Here is a 14,424-nt window from a genome sequence, read left to right as displayed (position 1 = left end):
TCTTTTATTGACGACAGGAGGAAAGAACATGAAAAAGTTTCTTGCGCTTGCCATGGCTCTTGCCATGACCTTCTCTCTCGCCGCCTGCGGCGGGGATACCGGCGGCAGTGCATCCGGCGGCGACGGCGGCAGCGCGTCCGGCGGCAGCAATCCCGTGCTGAAGGTGGGCGTGTTTGAGCCTGCGTCCGGCGATAACGGCGCGGGCGGCAAGCAGGAGGTGCTGGGCATCCAGTATGCCAATCAGGTGGCTCCCACCGTGGAGATCGACGGCCAGACATACGACGTGAAGCTGGAGATCGTGGATAACCAGTCCACCACCGACAAGGCTATCACTGCCGCCCAGACGCTGGTGAACGCGGGCGTGTCCGTGGTGCTGGGCTCCTATGGCTCCGGCGTGTCCATTGCCGCTGCACCTACCTTTGAGCAGGCAAAGATTCCCGCCATCGGCGTGTCCTGCACCAACCCCGCCGTGACGGAGCTGAACCCCTACTACTTCCGGGTCTGCTTCCTGGACCCCTTCCAGGGCAGCGTCATGGCCAACTTTGTGTCCGAGGAGTTCGGCGCGAAAAAGGCCTATGTGCTGACCATGCTGGGCGAGGACTACGGTTCCGGCCTTGGCACCTATTTCAAGCAGGCATTTGAGGGCCTGGGCGGTGAGGTGAAAGCTGAGAGCTTCCCCGAGGGCACCTCTGACTTCTCCGCTTACATCCAGAACGCCGTGACCTATGGCGCGGACGTGATTTTCGCCCCCTCCTCCACCACCTATGCCGCCCTGATCGTTGGTCAGGCAGCCAAGGCCGGGGTCACCATTCCCATCACCGCCGGTGATACGTGGGAGAACTCCGCGATTCTCGCCGCCCAGAAGGGAACCGATCAGAAGGTTTACTGTTCCACCTTCTTCGACGAGAACGACGATGCAGGTCCTGCCGCCGCGTTTGTCAAGGGCTTTAAGGAGTTTTTGAACGCTGATGCCCAGAACCTGACCAATAACGGCGGCAACGACATCGTCGCGGCTGTCTCCGCGCTGGGCTACGATGCGTACATGACTGCCATCGAGGCCATCAATCTGGCCCAGTCCACCGAGGGCGAAGCCATTCAGGCCGCGCTGTTCGACGTGGATATCGATGCTGTCACCGGCCGCATCACCATCAATCCCGAAACAGGCGACGCCAACAAGACCGAGGCTTACATCAAGCAGGCCACTGACGGCGCGTTTACCTTTGTGAAGCGTCAGTCCGTCGAGGGCTGATTCGCAAAGGTCTGCCCCAAAACCGTACGGCCCACGGCGCGGGCGGGGAGCCACCCCGCCCGCGCTTTTCCGGGCGCGGCGATTCTGGCTTGCATCGAGCCGAAAGCCGAAGGGTTCGATGCAGAACAGAAGCAGTCCCACATCGCGGGCAAGGCCCGCATCACAGGAAACGGTTTAACGGGAAACCCGCGCCCTTGCGCGGGACACAATGAAAACGGAGGGAATCCCATGCTAGAACAAATCCTGCCCTATCTGCTGGCAGGCGTCTCCGTGGGTGGGCAGTATGCCCTGATTGCCATTGGATACACGATGGTATACGGTATTTTACGTCTGATAAACTTTGCCCACGGCGATATTTTTACGGTGTCCGGCTTTGTAATGGTTTACGCCGCCGCCACCATGCCCCTGACCCTTTCCATCCCGCTGACCATCGTTTTGACGGTGGCTTTGGCCGTGCTGGTGGAAAAGGTGGCCTATCGTCCCCTACGCACAGCCCCTCGGATGTCCGTTATGATTTCGGCCATCGGCATGAGCTATCTGCTGCAAAACTCCATGTGGTATCTCACCGGCGGCCTGCCCAAGCAGTATCCGGTGCTGCCCTGGATCAGCGACAGCGTGAACGTGGCGGGCAGCTCCACCAGCCGGGTCACCGTCGTCACCCCGTTTTTGGTGGTGGTACTGGTGGCGGGTCTGGTGCTGCTCATCAAGCGGACCAAAATCGGTATGGCCATGCGGGCCGCATCCCGGGACTTTGAGACGGCGCAGCTCATGGGCATCAAGATCAACAACGTCATCAGCTTCACCTTTGTGGTGGGGTCCTTTCTGGCGGCTGTTGGCTCCATGCTGTACTTTTCCAATTACGCCACTGTCACGCCCACCATCGGCGCCATGCCGGGGCTAAAGGCCTTTGTGGCCGCCGTGTTCGGCGGCATCGGCTCCATTCCCGGTGCGGTGATCGGCGGATTTATCATCGGCATCTGTGAGAGCCTCATTAAGGGCGCGGGGCTGACCACGTTTTCCGACGCGTTCACCTTCGCCCTGCTGATTGTGATTCTCGCTGTGAAGCCCACCGGCCTCTTCGGAGAGAATTTGACGGAGAAGGTGTGACGGAATGATCAAGAAAAAGGATTATAAAAAGACTTGGATTGCCCTGCTCATTGCCGCCGCCATACTGATACTGGTGGTGGTACTTGACAACCTGCCGTCCAAGGTGGTTCCGTCCATGCTGCTGACGGTGCTGCAAAAGGGTGCGATTTACGCGCTGGTGGCTGTGTCAATGAACCTTCTAAACGGATTTACGGGCCTCTTTTCCCTCGGGCAGGCGGGCTTTATGCTGCTGGGGGCCTATACCTATGCAGTGCTCACCGTCCCCGTGGCGCGGCAGGCCAGCGTTTATCAGCGGTATCCCGGCGGGGGCCTTGGATTCTCTGTGACGGAAAGCCTGGGCAACTCCATGGGACAGCTCGGTTTGTTTTTGGGCGTGGTGCTCTGCCTGATTCTGGCTGGGTGCGTGGCGGGGCTGTTCGCCTGGTTCATCGGTCTGCCGGTTTTGAAGCTGAAAAGCGACTATCTGGCCATCGCCACGCTGGGCTTTGCGGAGATTATCCGCTCCGTGGTGCAGTATGAGGGTCTTGGCCCCGTCACCAACGGTTCCAACCTGCTGTACGGCTTCACCGGCTTTTCCGACTTCCATATGGGTGAGCTGAAGCTCACCACGATGATGCCCTTTCTGTTTGCGGGGGCGAGTATCCTGATTGTGGTGCTGCTGATTAACTCCACCTATGGCCGGGCCTTCAAGGCCATCCGGGACGACGAGGTGGCGGCTGAGGCCATGGGCATTAATCTGGCCAGACACAAGCGGATGAGCTTTGTCATCAGCTCCTTTTTCGCCGGTATTTCCGGTGCTATGCTGGCCATGTTTCAGGCCAGCGTGCAGGCCACGGCTTTCAAAGCGGCCATGACCTACGAAATTCTGCTGATTGTGGTTATTGGCGGGATCGGGTCCGTCACCGGGTCCGTGCTGGGTTCGTTTCTGTTCGTGGGCTGCTCGGAGTGGTGGCTACGGTTTTTGGATAACGAGACAATTTTGAAAAATTTCAGTGCCAAGGTGCAGTTTTGCGCCCTGCTGGCGGCTTTGATTGCCGTGGTTGTGGGCTTCGGCCTGCTACGGCTGAAACGTAGCGGCAGAAAGATTATCTTCCGCTCGGGAAAGCGAATTGCGGTGGACTGGGGCCCGGTGCTGGCTTTGGCGTTGGCGGCTCTGGCGCTGGGCTGGGACGTGTGGTTCCTGCTTAGCTCCAATCTAAAGCTGCCGCTGCTGCGCTCCGGCTTCCGCATGGTGGTGTTCTCCGTGGTCATCATGATTGTGGTGCTGTTCTTCCGGAAGGGCATCATGGGTGATCAGGAGCTGTGGGACCTGAGGAGAAAGAGACGCTCCGCGAAAGCAAAGGCAGGTGCGGGTAAATGAGAGAAAATGTATTGCGCGTGGAAAACGCCACCATGCAGTTCGGCGGCGTGGTGGCTGTGGACAATTTGAATCTGGAGATCAACAAGGGGGAGATTGTATCCCTCATCGGACCCAACGGCGCGGGAAAGACCACCGCGTTCAACGTCATCACGGGAGTATACGCTCCCAGCAACGGGCGAGTGGAGTTTTGCGGGGAAACCATCGTGCGCAACCATCCTCAGGGGAAGATGAAAAAGCTCTACAAGGGGCAGAATCCGGAACTGTATACCACCGGGCTTCGCCTGCCGGACACGGGAATCACTCCGGAGGAGCGGACCCTGCTGGAGGCGGATGAACGGGAGCGGGACCCGGCGGCCTTTACCGATAAAGTGCTCTGCCCCACGCCCGACCGCATTACCAATCTGGGCATGGCCCGGACCTTTCAGAACATTCGCCTCTGGAAATCCCAGACGGTGTTTGACAACATCTTGATTGCAAAGCATCTGCGGCGCACCTCCAACCTGTTTTCCGCCACCTTCCGTATGAACCGGCGGGAGGAGGAGGCCCAGCGGGCCGACGTGGAGCGGCTGCTGGATATCGTGGGCCTTGGCGGGCTGCGGGACGAGCTGGCGACCTCTTTGCCCTATGGCAAGCAGCGCCGTCTGGAAATTGCCCGCGCGCTGGCCACGGAGCCGAAGCTGCTGCTGCTGGATGAACCGGCGGCGGGCATGAACCCTCAGGAAACCAACGATTTGACGGAATTTATCGCCCGTATCCGCTCCGAACTGGGGCTGACGGTGTTTCTCATCGAGCACCATATGGATCTGGTCATGGATATTTCCGACCGCATTTACGTGCTGGACTTCGGGGGGCTGATTGCCAAGGGCACCCCGGCGGACATTCAGAACGATCAGCGCGTGATCGACGCGTATCTGGGGGTGGCGGAAGATGCTTAAAATCGACAATCTGAAGGTGTCCTACGGCGGCATTCAGGCTTTGCGGGGCATTAATATGGAGGTGCCCGACGGGAAAATTGTCACCCTGATCGGCGCCAACGGCGCGGGAAAGTCCACCACCCTGCGGACCATTACCGGCCTTGTAAAGGCGGACTCCGGCTCCATCCGGTGGAACGAAGTGGAGCTGGTGGGGCGGAGCATTGACCAGATTATCAGCAGCGGCATTGCCCTGTCTCCAGAGGGACGGCGGGTTTTTGCGGATTTAACGGTGCTGGAAAACCTGAAAATCGGGGCGTATCTGCGCAGAGACAAGGCAGAGATCGAAAAGGATTTAAACTGGGTTTACGAGCTGTTTCCCCGGCTGAAGGAGCGCTCCTGGCAGTTGTCGGGAACCCTGTCCGGCGGAGAGCAGCAGATGCTGGCCGTGGGACGGGCGCTGATGAGCCGACCCAAGCTGATGATGATGGACGAACCCTCTTTGGGACTTGCTCCGCTGGTGGTGCAGGATATTTTCAAAATCATTCAGGAGATTAACCGTCAGGGCGTTACGATTCTGCTCATCGAGCAGAATGCCAATATGGCCCTGAAAATCGCGGATTTGGCCTATGTGCTGGAAACCGGGAACATCACCCTTTCCGGTACCGGCGCGGAGCTGCTGGTGAACGAAAAGGTGAAGGAAGCGTACCTTGGCAAGCGGAAAGACTGAGAAAAAGGGGAGCCTTTAGGCTCCCCTTTTGTAACTTTTTGCGGACGGTTTCCGTCAATAGAGAGAGAGCAACCGCTCCAAAGCAACACGAAGGAGAAAACAACGAGAAGCCCCTGTGGGGCCCATATAAGGAGGAACTATCCATGAAGAAAACCCTGCTGCTTGCCGCCGCCCTTTGTATGGCGCTGGCCCTGTCTGCCTGCGGACAGAATCCGCCCGCGGCCGGCTCATCCGGCTCGTCCGCTGCCGTATCCTCGGGAGCTGCGTCGTCCGAGACACCGGGCAATCCGGCATCCCAGCCCGGCAGAGATGACCACACCATTTTAATCATGGAGGTGGAGGGCCAGTCCGAGGAGGTCCCTGCCACGCTGTACGAAGGAGAGGGCTACTCCATTTACGTTCCCGATGAAGGGTGGGTAAAGACCTCTGAGGACCTGCCCAAGGGAGCCGTGGACCAGTGGGTCTCCGCGAATAATCCCGAGGTGACGCTGACGGTCTGCGGCAGCGAAACGGACGGACAGTGGGTGGAGAGCCAGCAGGTTGGTGTTCCGGAGTCTGGCGTATACACGGTCTACATGGCCTATCCCGACGAGGCGGCGGAGGGCTTTGGCGCCCGCCTGCCGGTGATTGCAGAAACTTTTTTGGCGGCCGAATAAACAAACAGCCCGGCGGGACGCATAGCGTTCCGCCGGGCTTCTTAGTACAATGAAATTTAAGGCCATCGCCACGAATTGTGAAGAGCTGCCTTAAAGCAAAATTCTACCCGCTTACTGCGGGGCGTCATTTAAGAAGTCTTCTTCCTTGAAGGTCATGTACCAATACTGGTAGCTCCACTCTACACGCTCATAAAGCTCGTCCAGCCGGTTTCCGGAGAGCTTTTCCATAATGTTTCTGTGACTCTCCGAAAAATAGGCCACCGCATCATGCTGCAAAATCGTCTGGATGGTTTTATACAGAAAGTCCTCAGTGATTTTTACAATGCTGTCGTAAAGAGTGATCACGGCCACATTGCCGGTGGCGGCTGCCAGTTCTTGGTGAAATGCAATGTCCTTCTTGGCAATCACAGCGATGTCATTCTCCCCCAAAGACAGGTATTCCTCCAAATCGTCCTGAATCGCACCGAGCCGGTCCCATGTCTCCTGCGGCAGCTTCGTATAAAAAAGCTGCTGCAAAATTCCGTTATCAAGAAGTTTTCGGAGATCCACAAGCTCGTGATGGGCGCTTTCCTTTTGCAGGATAATCCCATACAGCATCGGGTTCAAAATCTTGGGGGAGAACCCGTCGCAGACATAAGTGCCGTCTGCCCTGCGGACCTCCAGAATGCCGTAGGCCACCAAGGTCCTGACGGCCTCCCGCACGGTATTGCGGCCCACACCAAAGGATTTCCCCAAGTCGGATTCTGTCGGAATTTTCATTCCGGGCTTCAATTCCCCGCTCATGATGGCGCTGGTTAAGCGTGAAACCACCCGGTCTACCACGGACTTTGCCTGAATAGGGGCAAGATACTCGCCGGTCACTTCTCTCATCAGATTCTTCCTCAATTTCAAGGTTTGTTTCTTTGCTCAAGCTGTATATCCAAGGATCAATGGCAAAACGCCAGATCTCATTTCACGGTTTTCCCCACAGTTACCTGCATCTTATCCTCATAGTAACGGACAAGCGCTGCCTGATCTTCATTGACATAGCCGTTATCGTTCATCCAATCCATCACTTGCAAAACCACATCGGTCAAGGGCAAGTCCACACCCATTTTGTGGGCATAGTGCTTGGCATTGAGGATGTCCTTGCGGTGAACGGCAATACGGGCCCCCGGCTCAAAATCCCGATGAAGGACCTTTGGCACCTTGTTATCGTATAAGGGCCCTCCGGCAAAGCCGCCACGGGTCGCGTCAAAGGTGGTCTGCAAATCAATGCCCGCTTTTGCGGCAAAGGCATACCCCTCTGCAATGGCAACCAGAATCGCGCCGCCCACCATATTGTTGACCAGCTTTGTCGTGTCGCCGCTGCCGGGGCCGCCGGTGTACACCGGGGTACCCATACAGTCCAGCACGGGCTTTATTTGGTCAAAAGCGGCACGATCGCCGCCCACCATGATGGAAAGCGTTCCGTCCTGTGCCATCGTATTTCCGCCGCTGACGGGGGAATCCAGCAGAAACATCCCCGCGGCCTTTGCCTTCTCCGCGAGCGCCAGAATAATGTCCGGGGCGGCAGAGGACAAATCCACAATCAGACGCCCCGGCTTTCCCAGCCGGATGGCCTCCTCCACAGAGTGCTGGATGATGGCGTGAGTAGGCAGCATCTGGAGAATTACGTCGCAGGTGGTGTAAAGCTCCTCGATATCGGCGGCCACAGTGCCGCCTGCATCACGGTACATTTCCCGTTGCTTTTCGCCGATGTCGTATCCGATGACCTCCAGATTCATCTTTCGGTCCACATTCAGAGCCATATGGTAGCCCATAACCCCAAGGCCTAAAAATCCTATTTTTGTCATTATAACACACCTTCCAAAAATATGCAAAGAGTGAACCGTGGAATACGGTTCACTCCTGCATGATACAGCATTGTTACCGCACTTTTACCGTTAGGCCAGAACGCTCGGCAGCCACAGCGTAAAGGACGGAATATAGGTAACCATCAAGAGAATGACCAGAGCAATGATGAGGAACGGCAGACAGGCTTTGAAGGCGCCGCCCACAGTTGCATTACCGATCTTTGTCCCCACCAGCAGCGACACGCCCACCGGCGGTGTGATGCAGCCGATATAGATATTGATACAGGTCAGGATGCCAAACTGAATCAGGTCGATGCCGAAGGAGTTTACAAGGCTCAGCATCAGGGGGACCATCATCACGATGATGCAGTTGCCCTCCATCAGGCAGCCCAGAATCAGGAAGATCACGTTGATCGTCAGCAGCACCATAAACTTGGAGGTGACCACAGACGTCATGGCCCCCATAAAAATGCTGGGCAGCTGAGAGGAGATGACCACATAAGCGGATGCTTTGGACAGGCCCACCAGAATCATGATGGCAGCCACGGAAATGGTTGTCTCATAAAGCGTTTCCATCAGGTTCTTTAAGCTGATGGTGCGGTAAATAAAGATGCCCACAATGGCGGCATACAGCGACGAGATAGCCGCCGCTTCGGAAACGGTGCAGATGCCGCCGAAGATGAGTCCCAGGACGATAATGGGCATGAACAGGGCCCAAATGCTGTCCTTCAGGATATGCAGCTTTTCCTTTGTGGTGGTCTGCGGCTGCTTGGGCAGCTTCATTTTATAACCATAATACAGCGTATACACCAAAAAGCAAACCGCGCAGAAAACGGCGGGCACGGCGGTTGCCATGAAGAGCTTTTGAATGGAGGTTTCCGTCAGGCTCGCATATACCACCAGAGAAATCGAGGGAGGAATCATGGGGCCCAACAGAGAGGAGCAGCTTGCACAGGCAACGGAATAGTTCTTATCATAGCCTTCCTTGACCATTGCCGGAACGGTCATGCCGCCGACGGCGGCAACCGTTGCCACAGCGGAACCGGAAATTGCGCCGAATAAGGCGGAGGAAAGCACCGTTACAGAGGCAAGACTGCCCCGCACCCTGCCAAGCGGCACGTTGGCGGCGGCAATCAACTTTTGCGTAATGCCCTGCGCCATGATATTGCCCGCCAGAATGAACAGGGGAATGCACAGCAGGGAGGCGGAGTTCATGCCAAGGAAGGTCTTCTGAGCGACGGCCTCCAGCGGGAATCCGGCGTGGACCATTGCCACCATGGTGGCAATGCCGATGGAGAGATAAATGGGCAGGCCTGCGAAGGCCAGAACCAGCAGCAGGACGAAAATAATAACACCGGCATTCATCGCTTAAACGCCCTCCCTTTTGGAATCGGCAGGAGATTTGCCAAGAAATTTAAGAAAATTCGTGACGGCAATCTCCGCAGAAAACAGAATTGTCAGAACAGCGCCAATGGGGAAGGAATAATAAATGTCCTTCATTTTCAGCGGCAGCGTGGTGGATGCACTGGTGGCATGCTGAATCAGGCTGAGGCCGTAATAACAAAAGACCATCATAAAGATAATTGCGGCCACAGAGCTGATGGCAGAGATCAGATACCGGGTTCTCTCCGACATAAAGTTCAGAAGGAAATCCACCTGAAGGTGGTTGTCACGCCGGACAGCAATGGGAATCCCCAGAAAAATGCTGTATATGCTGAGATAGAGGGCCAGCTCTTCGCACCAAGGCTGTGCATTTTGGAAGATATATCGCATCATGCACTGATAAACCATAATCAGGGTAATCCCCGCCAGCAGTATAATTTCCAGTACCTTGATTACCCTTTGGACGCCGTCCAGAAAACGGGTGTATTGTGTCAACACAGATTTTCAACTCCTCTGTTAGCGTTTTCCGAGTGGGGCTTAGCGTCACTAAGCCCCACTTTGTTAGCAATTCGGGGTTCAGGTGGGATCGGCGGCCTTAATTGCGTCCGCGTAAGGAACCAAATCGGGATATTTTGCCTCCAGGAAGCCGTCCAAGGCCTGCTGCCAGAGAGACACGTCGGTATTGATGAACTCGCAGCCGGCGGCCTCCACCTCGGGACGAATGTTCTCGGTGGCTTCCATCACCAGATTGGTGCAATACTTGCCCGCTTCCACGGAAGCATCCTGAATGATGGTCTGATACTCGGCGGGAAGAGATGCGAAATAGTTTTTATCCATGATAAAGGAAACGGTGTTGTAAACGTGGTTGGTTTCGATGATGTAATCGCAGCTTTCATCCCAGCTCAGGCTGGCGATGTTGGTCAGGCCGTTTTCCGCGCCATTGACCGTGCCCTGCTGAATTGCGGTAAAGACTTCGCTGCCGCCCAGAGGAGTGGGGGTAGCGCCCAGCCACTGCCAGGTGTCGAGATAAATGGGGATTGTGGGAACGCGCAGCTTAAAGCCTGCCACGTCAGCAGGGGTTTCGATGCGCTTGTTGCTGCACATCACGCGCACACCCTGCAGGCCCGCGCCCATCAGGGTCATGCCGCAGTCTTCGCCCAGCTGATTCAGAATGTCCTGGCCAATTTCGCCCTCCCACACGGCGCTCCAGTGGTCAACGCCGGAGTACAGGTAAGGAGCGGCCTCCACATTGGCGAGGGAGGACATCGACGCCAGATTGCCGATGGATTCATAAACAATGTTGCAGATACCAAGGCTCAGGCCCTCGAGGCAGTCTGCGGTGTTGCCAAGGGAGGAACTGGGATACAGCTCCACGGTGATGGCTCCGTCGGTCTTTTCGTTGACGGTTTTTGCAAAGACCTCGGCGGACTTGTACACGGGGTCGGTTTCACCAAGGCTCAGGTGCATCTTCATGGTGTAGCTCTGTCCGGCGGCAGCAGTGCTGCCGGAGCCGTTGCCCGCGCCGGAGGAGCTGCCGCCGCATCCGGCCAGCAGGGAGGCGCTCATTGCCGCGCACAGCAGAGCCGCAAGAATTTTCTTCTTCATGTTTTTTCCCTCTCTTTACGTATATAGCATTCGGTGCTTCTGGAAATCGCCTTAGTATATCATTGATCTGCCTCAGGAAACAACACGGGAACAGCCTTGACGGGATCCAGCTTTCGGGACATACGAATGCCGGACAGTTCGGCAATTGCCAGCTCCACCGTTACAAGAACCCGGTTTCCCTCCTTGAGGTGTCCGCCGTATTCGTTGCCCTCGTCATCGGCAAAGCAGGCATGAATGTGGGGCGCCGCCTTTCCATCGGCTTCGCCGCAGACAATCCCGTTCAGGCCTACCAGCTCAATGGGAGTGGGTCGGCTGATGGGGGTGACATATCCGTAAAGCCCCGGCTTGCCCGGCATTTCCTGCGGGTCGAAAAAGGTGCAGCCGTCCAGACTGCCGATTCCGGAAAGAATGACTCCGCTGAGAATATGGTGCTCGTCACAGTATTGCTGAATGGACAGCAGAACGTCTTCGCCCGGTTCAATGCGCAGTACATGCACTTTTTTAATGGTTCCTTCAGCGTGTTTCATACTTCCAGCGGCTCCTTCCAGGGGTAAAGTATCATTTTTCCGGGGACGCCGCTTTGAATCGCTTCCAATGCCTTGTCAAACTCCTTCAGCGCGAAGCGGCGGCCGATGACCTTATCCAATTTATAGTAGGGGCCCTTCATCACTGTTTCAAAGTCGGTCCAGGTATCCCAGATTTTTCTGCCGGAAACGCCGGTCATCTCAACCTCCCGGTAGATCAGGTCGTTGGTCAGATCTAGCGTGACATTTTTGGTGGGCAGGCCCACGCATACCAGCCTGCCCGCCGCGCGGACACACCGCAGGCTGGCGCTGATGGCAGGTTCCGCGCCGGTAATGTCGATGGCGGCATCTACCCCGATGCCGTCGGTCAGCTTTTGAATTTCCTCAACCAAATTACACTTGCCGCTGTTCAAAACCACATCGGCGCCCATTTCACGGGCTGTTTCCAAGCGCTCGTCCACTAAATCGCAGGCAATGACCAGCTTTGCGCCAAAGGTCTTGCTGGCGCTGATGGCCGTCAGTCCGATGGGGCCGCAGCCGCTGACAAGCACTGTTTTGCCCGCCACCTCGGCGCTTTCAGCGCCATGCACGCCGGCACCCATGGGTTCAAACAAACAGGCTGTCTCATAGGAGATGTCGTCGTCCAGCAGGAAGGTGCTATCCGCCCGAATCTTGGCATATTCGGCAAACGCGCCGTTTTCCGTCACGCCGAACAGCTTGACATCCTTGCAGATATGGGGCAGTCCGTTTTTGCAAAACCAGCAGCGGTTGCAGGGAATATGAGTTTCGCAGGAAACCCGGTCGCCCACCTTGCGGTCGCGGACATCCTTGCCCACCTCGACAATATCGCCCGCCGTCTCGTGACCGGGAATCAGCGGAGGCTTAATCCGGGCCTGGGACCACTTGTCCCAATCCATGATATGAAGATCTGTTCCGCACACAGCGGTGCAGTGTATTTTGATCAAAACCTCATCGTCGTTAATCTGGGGAATGGGCAGGTCGGTGTGATAAACAAACTTTCCCGGTGCCGCACTCTCCTTGACAAGGCCGCACATCGTTCCCTTCAAAGTGCGCTCCTCCTTAGTTCAGATACGATTTCACCTGCGAGATTACCGCTTTGGTGGAGACTCCGTAGGTGTCCTGCAAGGTTTCAAGCGTACCTGCCGCAAGATACCGGTCGGGCAGGGCAATCTTCTTCAAAACGGCGGACACCTGCTCGTCCACCAGCAGATTGGCGACCAAGCTGCCCAAGCCGCCCACAATGCTGTGGTTTTCGGCGGTGACCACCAGACGTCCGGATTTCTTTACCTCCGCCAGAATGGTCTCCCTGTCCAGGGGCTTAACGGTGGGAACATGCAGAACTGCGGCGTGGATATTGTCTTTTTCCAGAGCCTCCGCCGCGTCCAGACAGCGCATGGTCATCTCGCCGCAGGAAATCATCAACACGTCGGCGCCGTCCCGCAGCAGCTTGGCCTTTCCGATTTCAAACTGGTAATCGTACTTGTCCAGAACGACCGGCACGCGGTTTCCGCGCAGAAGTCGCATATAGACAGGGCCGTTAAAAGCGGCAACTGCCTTGGTGGCCTGCTGCATTTCCAGCGCATCGCAGGGGTCGATGATGGTCAGATTGGGCATGGAACCGAGGATTGCCAGATCGTCCGTGGCCTGATGGCTGGGACCGTAGCCTGACTGAAGGCCGGGCAGACCGCCGATAATCTTTACATTGGTGTTATGCTCGCAAATTGCCTGGGAAATGAAGTCGTAGCATCTTCTGGCAATAAACGTGGCGTATGTAGTGGCAAAGGGGATGAACCCCTCCTTAGCCAAGCCTCCGGCAGCACACATCAGAAGCTGCTCGGACATGCCGACGTTATAGAACCGCTGGGGAAAGGCGTCGCGGAAGACATGGATGTCCGTATACTTGGCAAGGTCCGCGCTCAGGCCGATAATTTTATCATTTTCCTTGGCCAGCTCAATCAACGCATTGCCAAAGGGCTCTGCCATGGTCGGATGATTTGTTGCGACGTTGGAGTCGCTGATCACACTTTTGATACCGTTGCTCATTAGTCCTTACCCCTTTCCAATTCGCTGAATGCCCGTTCCCAGCCCTCTGCGTCCAGACTGATAAAATGGCTTTTCTGATTGCCGATCAGGAAGGGAACACCCGTGCCGGGCACGGTATCGCAAAGAATCATGTGGGGCTTCTTTTCGGTGGAGTTTCTGGCCTTGTCCACAGCCTCCATCACCTGCGTAATGCTGTTTCCGTTGATCCGCTGCACATCGAACTTGAAGGCGCTGAATTTCTCATGCAGAGGCTCGGTATCCATGACCGCGTTGGTAAGGCCGTCCGCCTGAATCCCGTTGATGTCTACAATCCCGATAATGTTGTCCAGCTGATAAGCGCCGGCGGACATAGCGGCCTCCCACGTGGGGCCCTCCGCCATCTCTCCGTCGCCCATCATGACGTAGACCTTTGCATCAGAGTTCTTTAGTTTCAGGCCCATCGCCATGCCCACGGCAATGGGCAGTCCAAGGCCAATGGAGCCGCCGGAAATTTCGATGCCAGGCGTATAAGCAGGCATGCAGGACATGGGGAGACGGCTGTTGTCAAGGCCGTAGGTATCCAGCCAGTCCTTGGGGAAAAAGCCTTCCTCCGCCATCGCCGCGTATACGGCAATGGCATTGTGCCCGGCTGAGAGGAGAAATCTGTCTCGGCCTTCCCACTTCGGATCGTCGGCATGAAACCGCATGGCGTGGGAATACAGCACTGTCAAAAAGTCCGCAGCACCAAGGGATTGAGAAATAAAACCGCGCTTGTCCACATGTGCCATTCTCAGAACGTTTTTACGAACTTCATACGCTTTATCGATGAGTTCTTCTTTATTCATGATGGCTCCCTTCCTCTTCTTTGACTTTATTTCATCCAACGTAGGATGTTTATACGTTATACTATCATTGGGCTGTAAACGCGTCAAGAATGAATATCTATGAAAAGTAAGGCTTGTTTTTGTGACATTTAATAAAATTTCCGGAAAACGACGTAAGAGCAACGTTGTTCCATGTT

Annotated in this window: 15 protein-coding genes; 6 read left to right on the top strand and 9 right to left on the bottom strand. The window is 56.1% G+C overall.

Annotated elements, in window-relative coordinates:
- Positions 1 to 28: 28 nt before the first annotated feature.
- From ABVS15_RS00985 to ABVS15_RS00960, 6 genes are all read left to right on the top strand, one after another.
- A complete protein-coding gene (locus ABVS15_RS00985; protein WP_369281931.1) occupies positions 29 to 1,249 on the top strand; it encodes an ABC transporter substrate-binding protein in 1,221 nt (406 codons plus the stop codon).
- 228 nt (positions 1,250 to 1,477) lie between these two features.
- A complete protein-coding gene (locus ABVS15_RS00980) occupies positions 1,478 to 2,356 on the top strand; it encodes a branched-chain amino acid ABC transporter permease (RefSeq protein WP_369281930.1) in 879 nt (292 codons plus the stop codon).
- A gap of 4 nt (positions 2,357 to 2,360) precedes the next feature.
- On the top strand, positions 2,361 to 3,716 hold the full coding sequence (locus ABVS15_RS00975; protein WP_369281929.1) for a branched-chain amino acid ABC transporter permease: 1,356 nt from the start codon (positions 2,361 to 2,363) through the stop codon (positions 3,714 to 3,716).
- Positions 3,713 to 4,651 carry an ABC transporter ATP-binding protein gene (locus tag ABVS15_RS00970; RefSeq protein WP_369281928.1) on the top strand — a complete coding sequence of 313 codons (939 nt, stop codon included), beginning with the start codon at positions 3,713 to 3,715 and terminating at the stop codon, positions 4,649 to 4,651. The genes ABVS15_RS00975 and ABVS15_RS00970 overlap by 4 nt, the downstream gene beginning before the upstream one ends.
- Complete coding sequence (locus tag ABVS15_RS00965; RefSeq protein ID WP_369281927.1) at positions 4,644 to 5,357, top strand: ABC transporter ATP-binding protein; 714 nt, start codon at positions 4,644 to 4,646, stop codon at positions 5,355 to 5,357. Before ABVS15_RS00970 ends, ABVS15_RS00965 begins: the two co-directional genes overlap by 8 nt.
- 143 nt (positions 5,358 to 5,500) lie before the next feature.
- Complete coding sequence (locus ABVS15_RS00960) at positions 5,501 to 6,013, top strand: hypothetical protein (protein ID WP_369281926.1); 513 nt, start codon at positions 5,501 to 5,503, stop codon at positions 6,011 to 6,013.
- A 111-nt stretch (positions 6,014 to 6,124) separates the two neighbouring features.
- On the opposite strand, the gene ABVS15_RS00955 is transcribed toward ABVS15_RS00960, so the two are convergent.
- The 9 genes from ABVS15_RS00955 to ABVS15_RS00915 form a co-directional block, all read right to left on the bottom strand.
- Positions 6,125 to 6,883: a FadR/GntR family transcriptional regulator gene (locus ABVS15_RS00955; RefSeq protein ID WP_369281925.1), complete on the bottom strand. Its 759-nt coding sequence runs from the start codon at positions 6,881 to 6,883 to the stop codon at positions 6,125 to 6,127.
- A 77-nt stretch (positions 6,884 to 6,960) separates the two neighbouring features.
- The gene (locus tag ABVS15_RS00950) at positions 6,961 to 7,848 is read right to left on the bottom strand and encodes an NAD(P)-dependent oxidoreductase (RefSeq protein WP_369281924.1); all 888 of its coding nucleotides are present in this window, start codon (positions 7,846 to 7,848) and stop codon (positions 6,961 to 6,963) included.
- Between the two features lie 90 nt (positions 7,849 to 7,938).
- Positions 7,939 to 9,213, bottom strand: coding sequence for a TRAP transporter large permease (locus tag ABVS15_RS00945; RefSeq protein WP_369281923.1), 1,275 nt, complete (start codon positions 9,211 to 9,213; stop codon positions 7,939 to 7,941).
- Positions 9,214 to 9,216: 3 nt separating this feature from the next.
- Positions 9,217 to 9,729, bottom strand: a complete 513-nt coding sequence (locus ABVS15_RS00940; RefSeq protein WP_369281922.1) for a TRAP transporter small permease — start codon at positions 9,727 to 9,729, stop codon at positions 9,217 to 9,219.
- 78 nt (positions 9,730 to 9,807) lie between these two features.
- Positions 9,808 to 10,836 carry a TRAP transporter substrate-binding protein gene (locus tag ABVS15_RS00935; protein WP_369281921.1) on the bottom strand — a complete coding sequence of 343 codons (1,029 nt, stop codon included), beginning with the start codon at positions 10,834 to 10,836 and terminating at the stop codon, positions 9,808 to 9,810.
- A 59-nt stretch (positions 10,837 to 10,895) separates the two neighbouring features.
- Positions 10,896 to 11,363: a PPC domain-containing DNA-binding protein gene (locus tag ABVS15_RS00930; protein ID WP_369281920.1), complete on the bottom strand. Its 468-nt coding sequence runs from the start codon at positions 11,361 to 11,363 to the stop codon at positions 10,896 to 10,898.
- Complete coding sequence (locus ABVS15_RS00925) at positions 11,360 to 12,427, bottom strand: alcohol dehydrogenase catalytic domain-containing protein (protein WP_369281919.1); 1,068 nt, start codon at positions 12,425 to 12,427, stop codon at positions 11,360 to 11,362. The genes ABVS15_RS00930 and ABVS15_RS00925 overlap by 4 nt, the downstream gene beginning before the upstream one ends.
- Before the next feature lie 13 nt (positions 12,428 to 12,440).
- Positions 12,441 to 13,424 (bottom strand): transketolase family protein, encoded by a 984-nt coding sequence (locus ABVS15_RS00920; protein WP_369281918.1) that lies wholly within the window; start codon positions 13,422 to 13,424, stop codon positions 12,441 to 12,443.
- On the bottom strand, positions 13,424 to 14,248 hold the full coding sequence (locus ABVS15_RS00915; protein ID WP_369281917.1) for a transketolase: 825 nt from the start codon (positions 14,246 to 14,248) through the stop codon (positions 13,424 to 13,426). Before ABVS15_RS00915 ends, ABVS15_RS00920 begins: the two co-directional genes overlap by 1 nt.
- Positions 14,249 to 14,424: the final 176 nt, after the last annotated feature.

Source organism: Oscillibacter sp. GMB15532, assembly GCF_041020825.1.
Taxonomy (GTDB): Bacteria; Bacillota; Clostridia; order Oscillospirales; family Oscillospiraceae; genus Oscillibacter.
Note: the sequence above shows the minus strand (reverse complement) of the source record. Positions and strands in the feature narration are given on the sequence as shown.

Coding starts and splice junctions, on each gene's coding strand:
- ABVS15_RS00930 (WP_369281920.1), bottom strand. CDS start 11,363: ATGAAACACGCTGAAGGAACCATTAAAAAAGTGCATGTACTGCGCATT.
- ABVS15_RS00955 (WP_369281925.1), bottom strand. CDS start 6,883: ATGAGAGAAGTGACCGGCGAGTATCTTGCCCCTATTCAGGCAAAGTCC.
- ABVS15_RS00970 (WP_369281928.1), top strand. CDS start 3,713: ATGAGAGAAAATGTATTGCGCGTGGAAAACGCCACCATGCAGTTCGGC.
- ABVS15_RS00965 (WP_369281927.1), top strand. CDS start 4,644: ATGCTTAAAATCGACAATCTGAAGGTGTCCTACGGCGGCATTCAGGCT.
- ABVS15_RS00950 (WP_369281924.1), bottom strand. CDS start 7,848: ATGACAAAAATAGGATTTTTAGGCCTTGGGGTTATGGGCTACCATATG.
- ABVS15_RS00920 (WP_369281918.1), bottom strand. CDS start 13,424: ATGAGCAACGGTATCAAAAGTGTGATCAGCGACTCCAACGTCGCAACA.
- ABVS15_RS00980 (WP_369281930.1), top strand. CDS start 1,478: ATGCTAGAACAAATCCTGCCCTATCTGCTGGCAGGCGTCTCCGTGGGT.
- ABVS15_RS00915 (WP_369281917.1), bottom strand. CDS start 14,248: ATGAATAAAGAAGAACTCATCGATAAAGCGTATGAAGTTCGTAAAAAC.
- ABVS15_RS00935 (WP_369281921.1), bottom strand. CDS start 10,836: ATGAAGAAGAAAATTCTTGCGGCTCTGCTGTGCGCGGCAATGAGCGCC.
- ABVS15_RS00960 (WP_369281926.1), top strand. CDS start 5,501: ATGAAGAAAACCCTGCTGCTTGCCGCCGCCCTTTGTATGGCGCTGGCC.
- ABVS15_RS00985 (WP_369281931.1), top strand. CDS start 29: ATGAAAAAGTTTCTTGCGCTTGCCATGGCTCTTGCCATGACCTTCTCT.
- ABVS15_RS00945 (WP_369281923.1), bottom strand. CDS start 9,213: ATGAATGCCGGTGTTATTATTTTCGTCCTGCTGCTGGTTCTGGCCTTC.
- ABVS15_RS00975 (WP_369281929.1), top strand. CDS start 2,361: ATGATCAAGAAAAAGGATTATAAAAAGACTTGGATTGCCCTGCTCATT.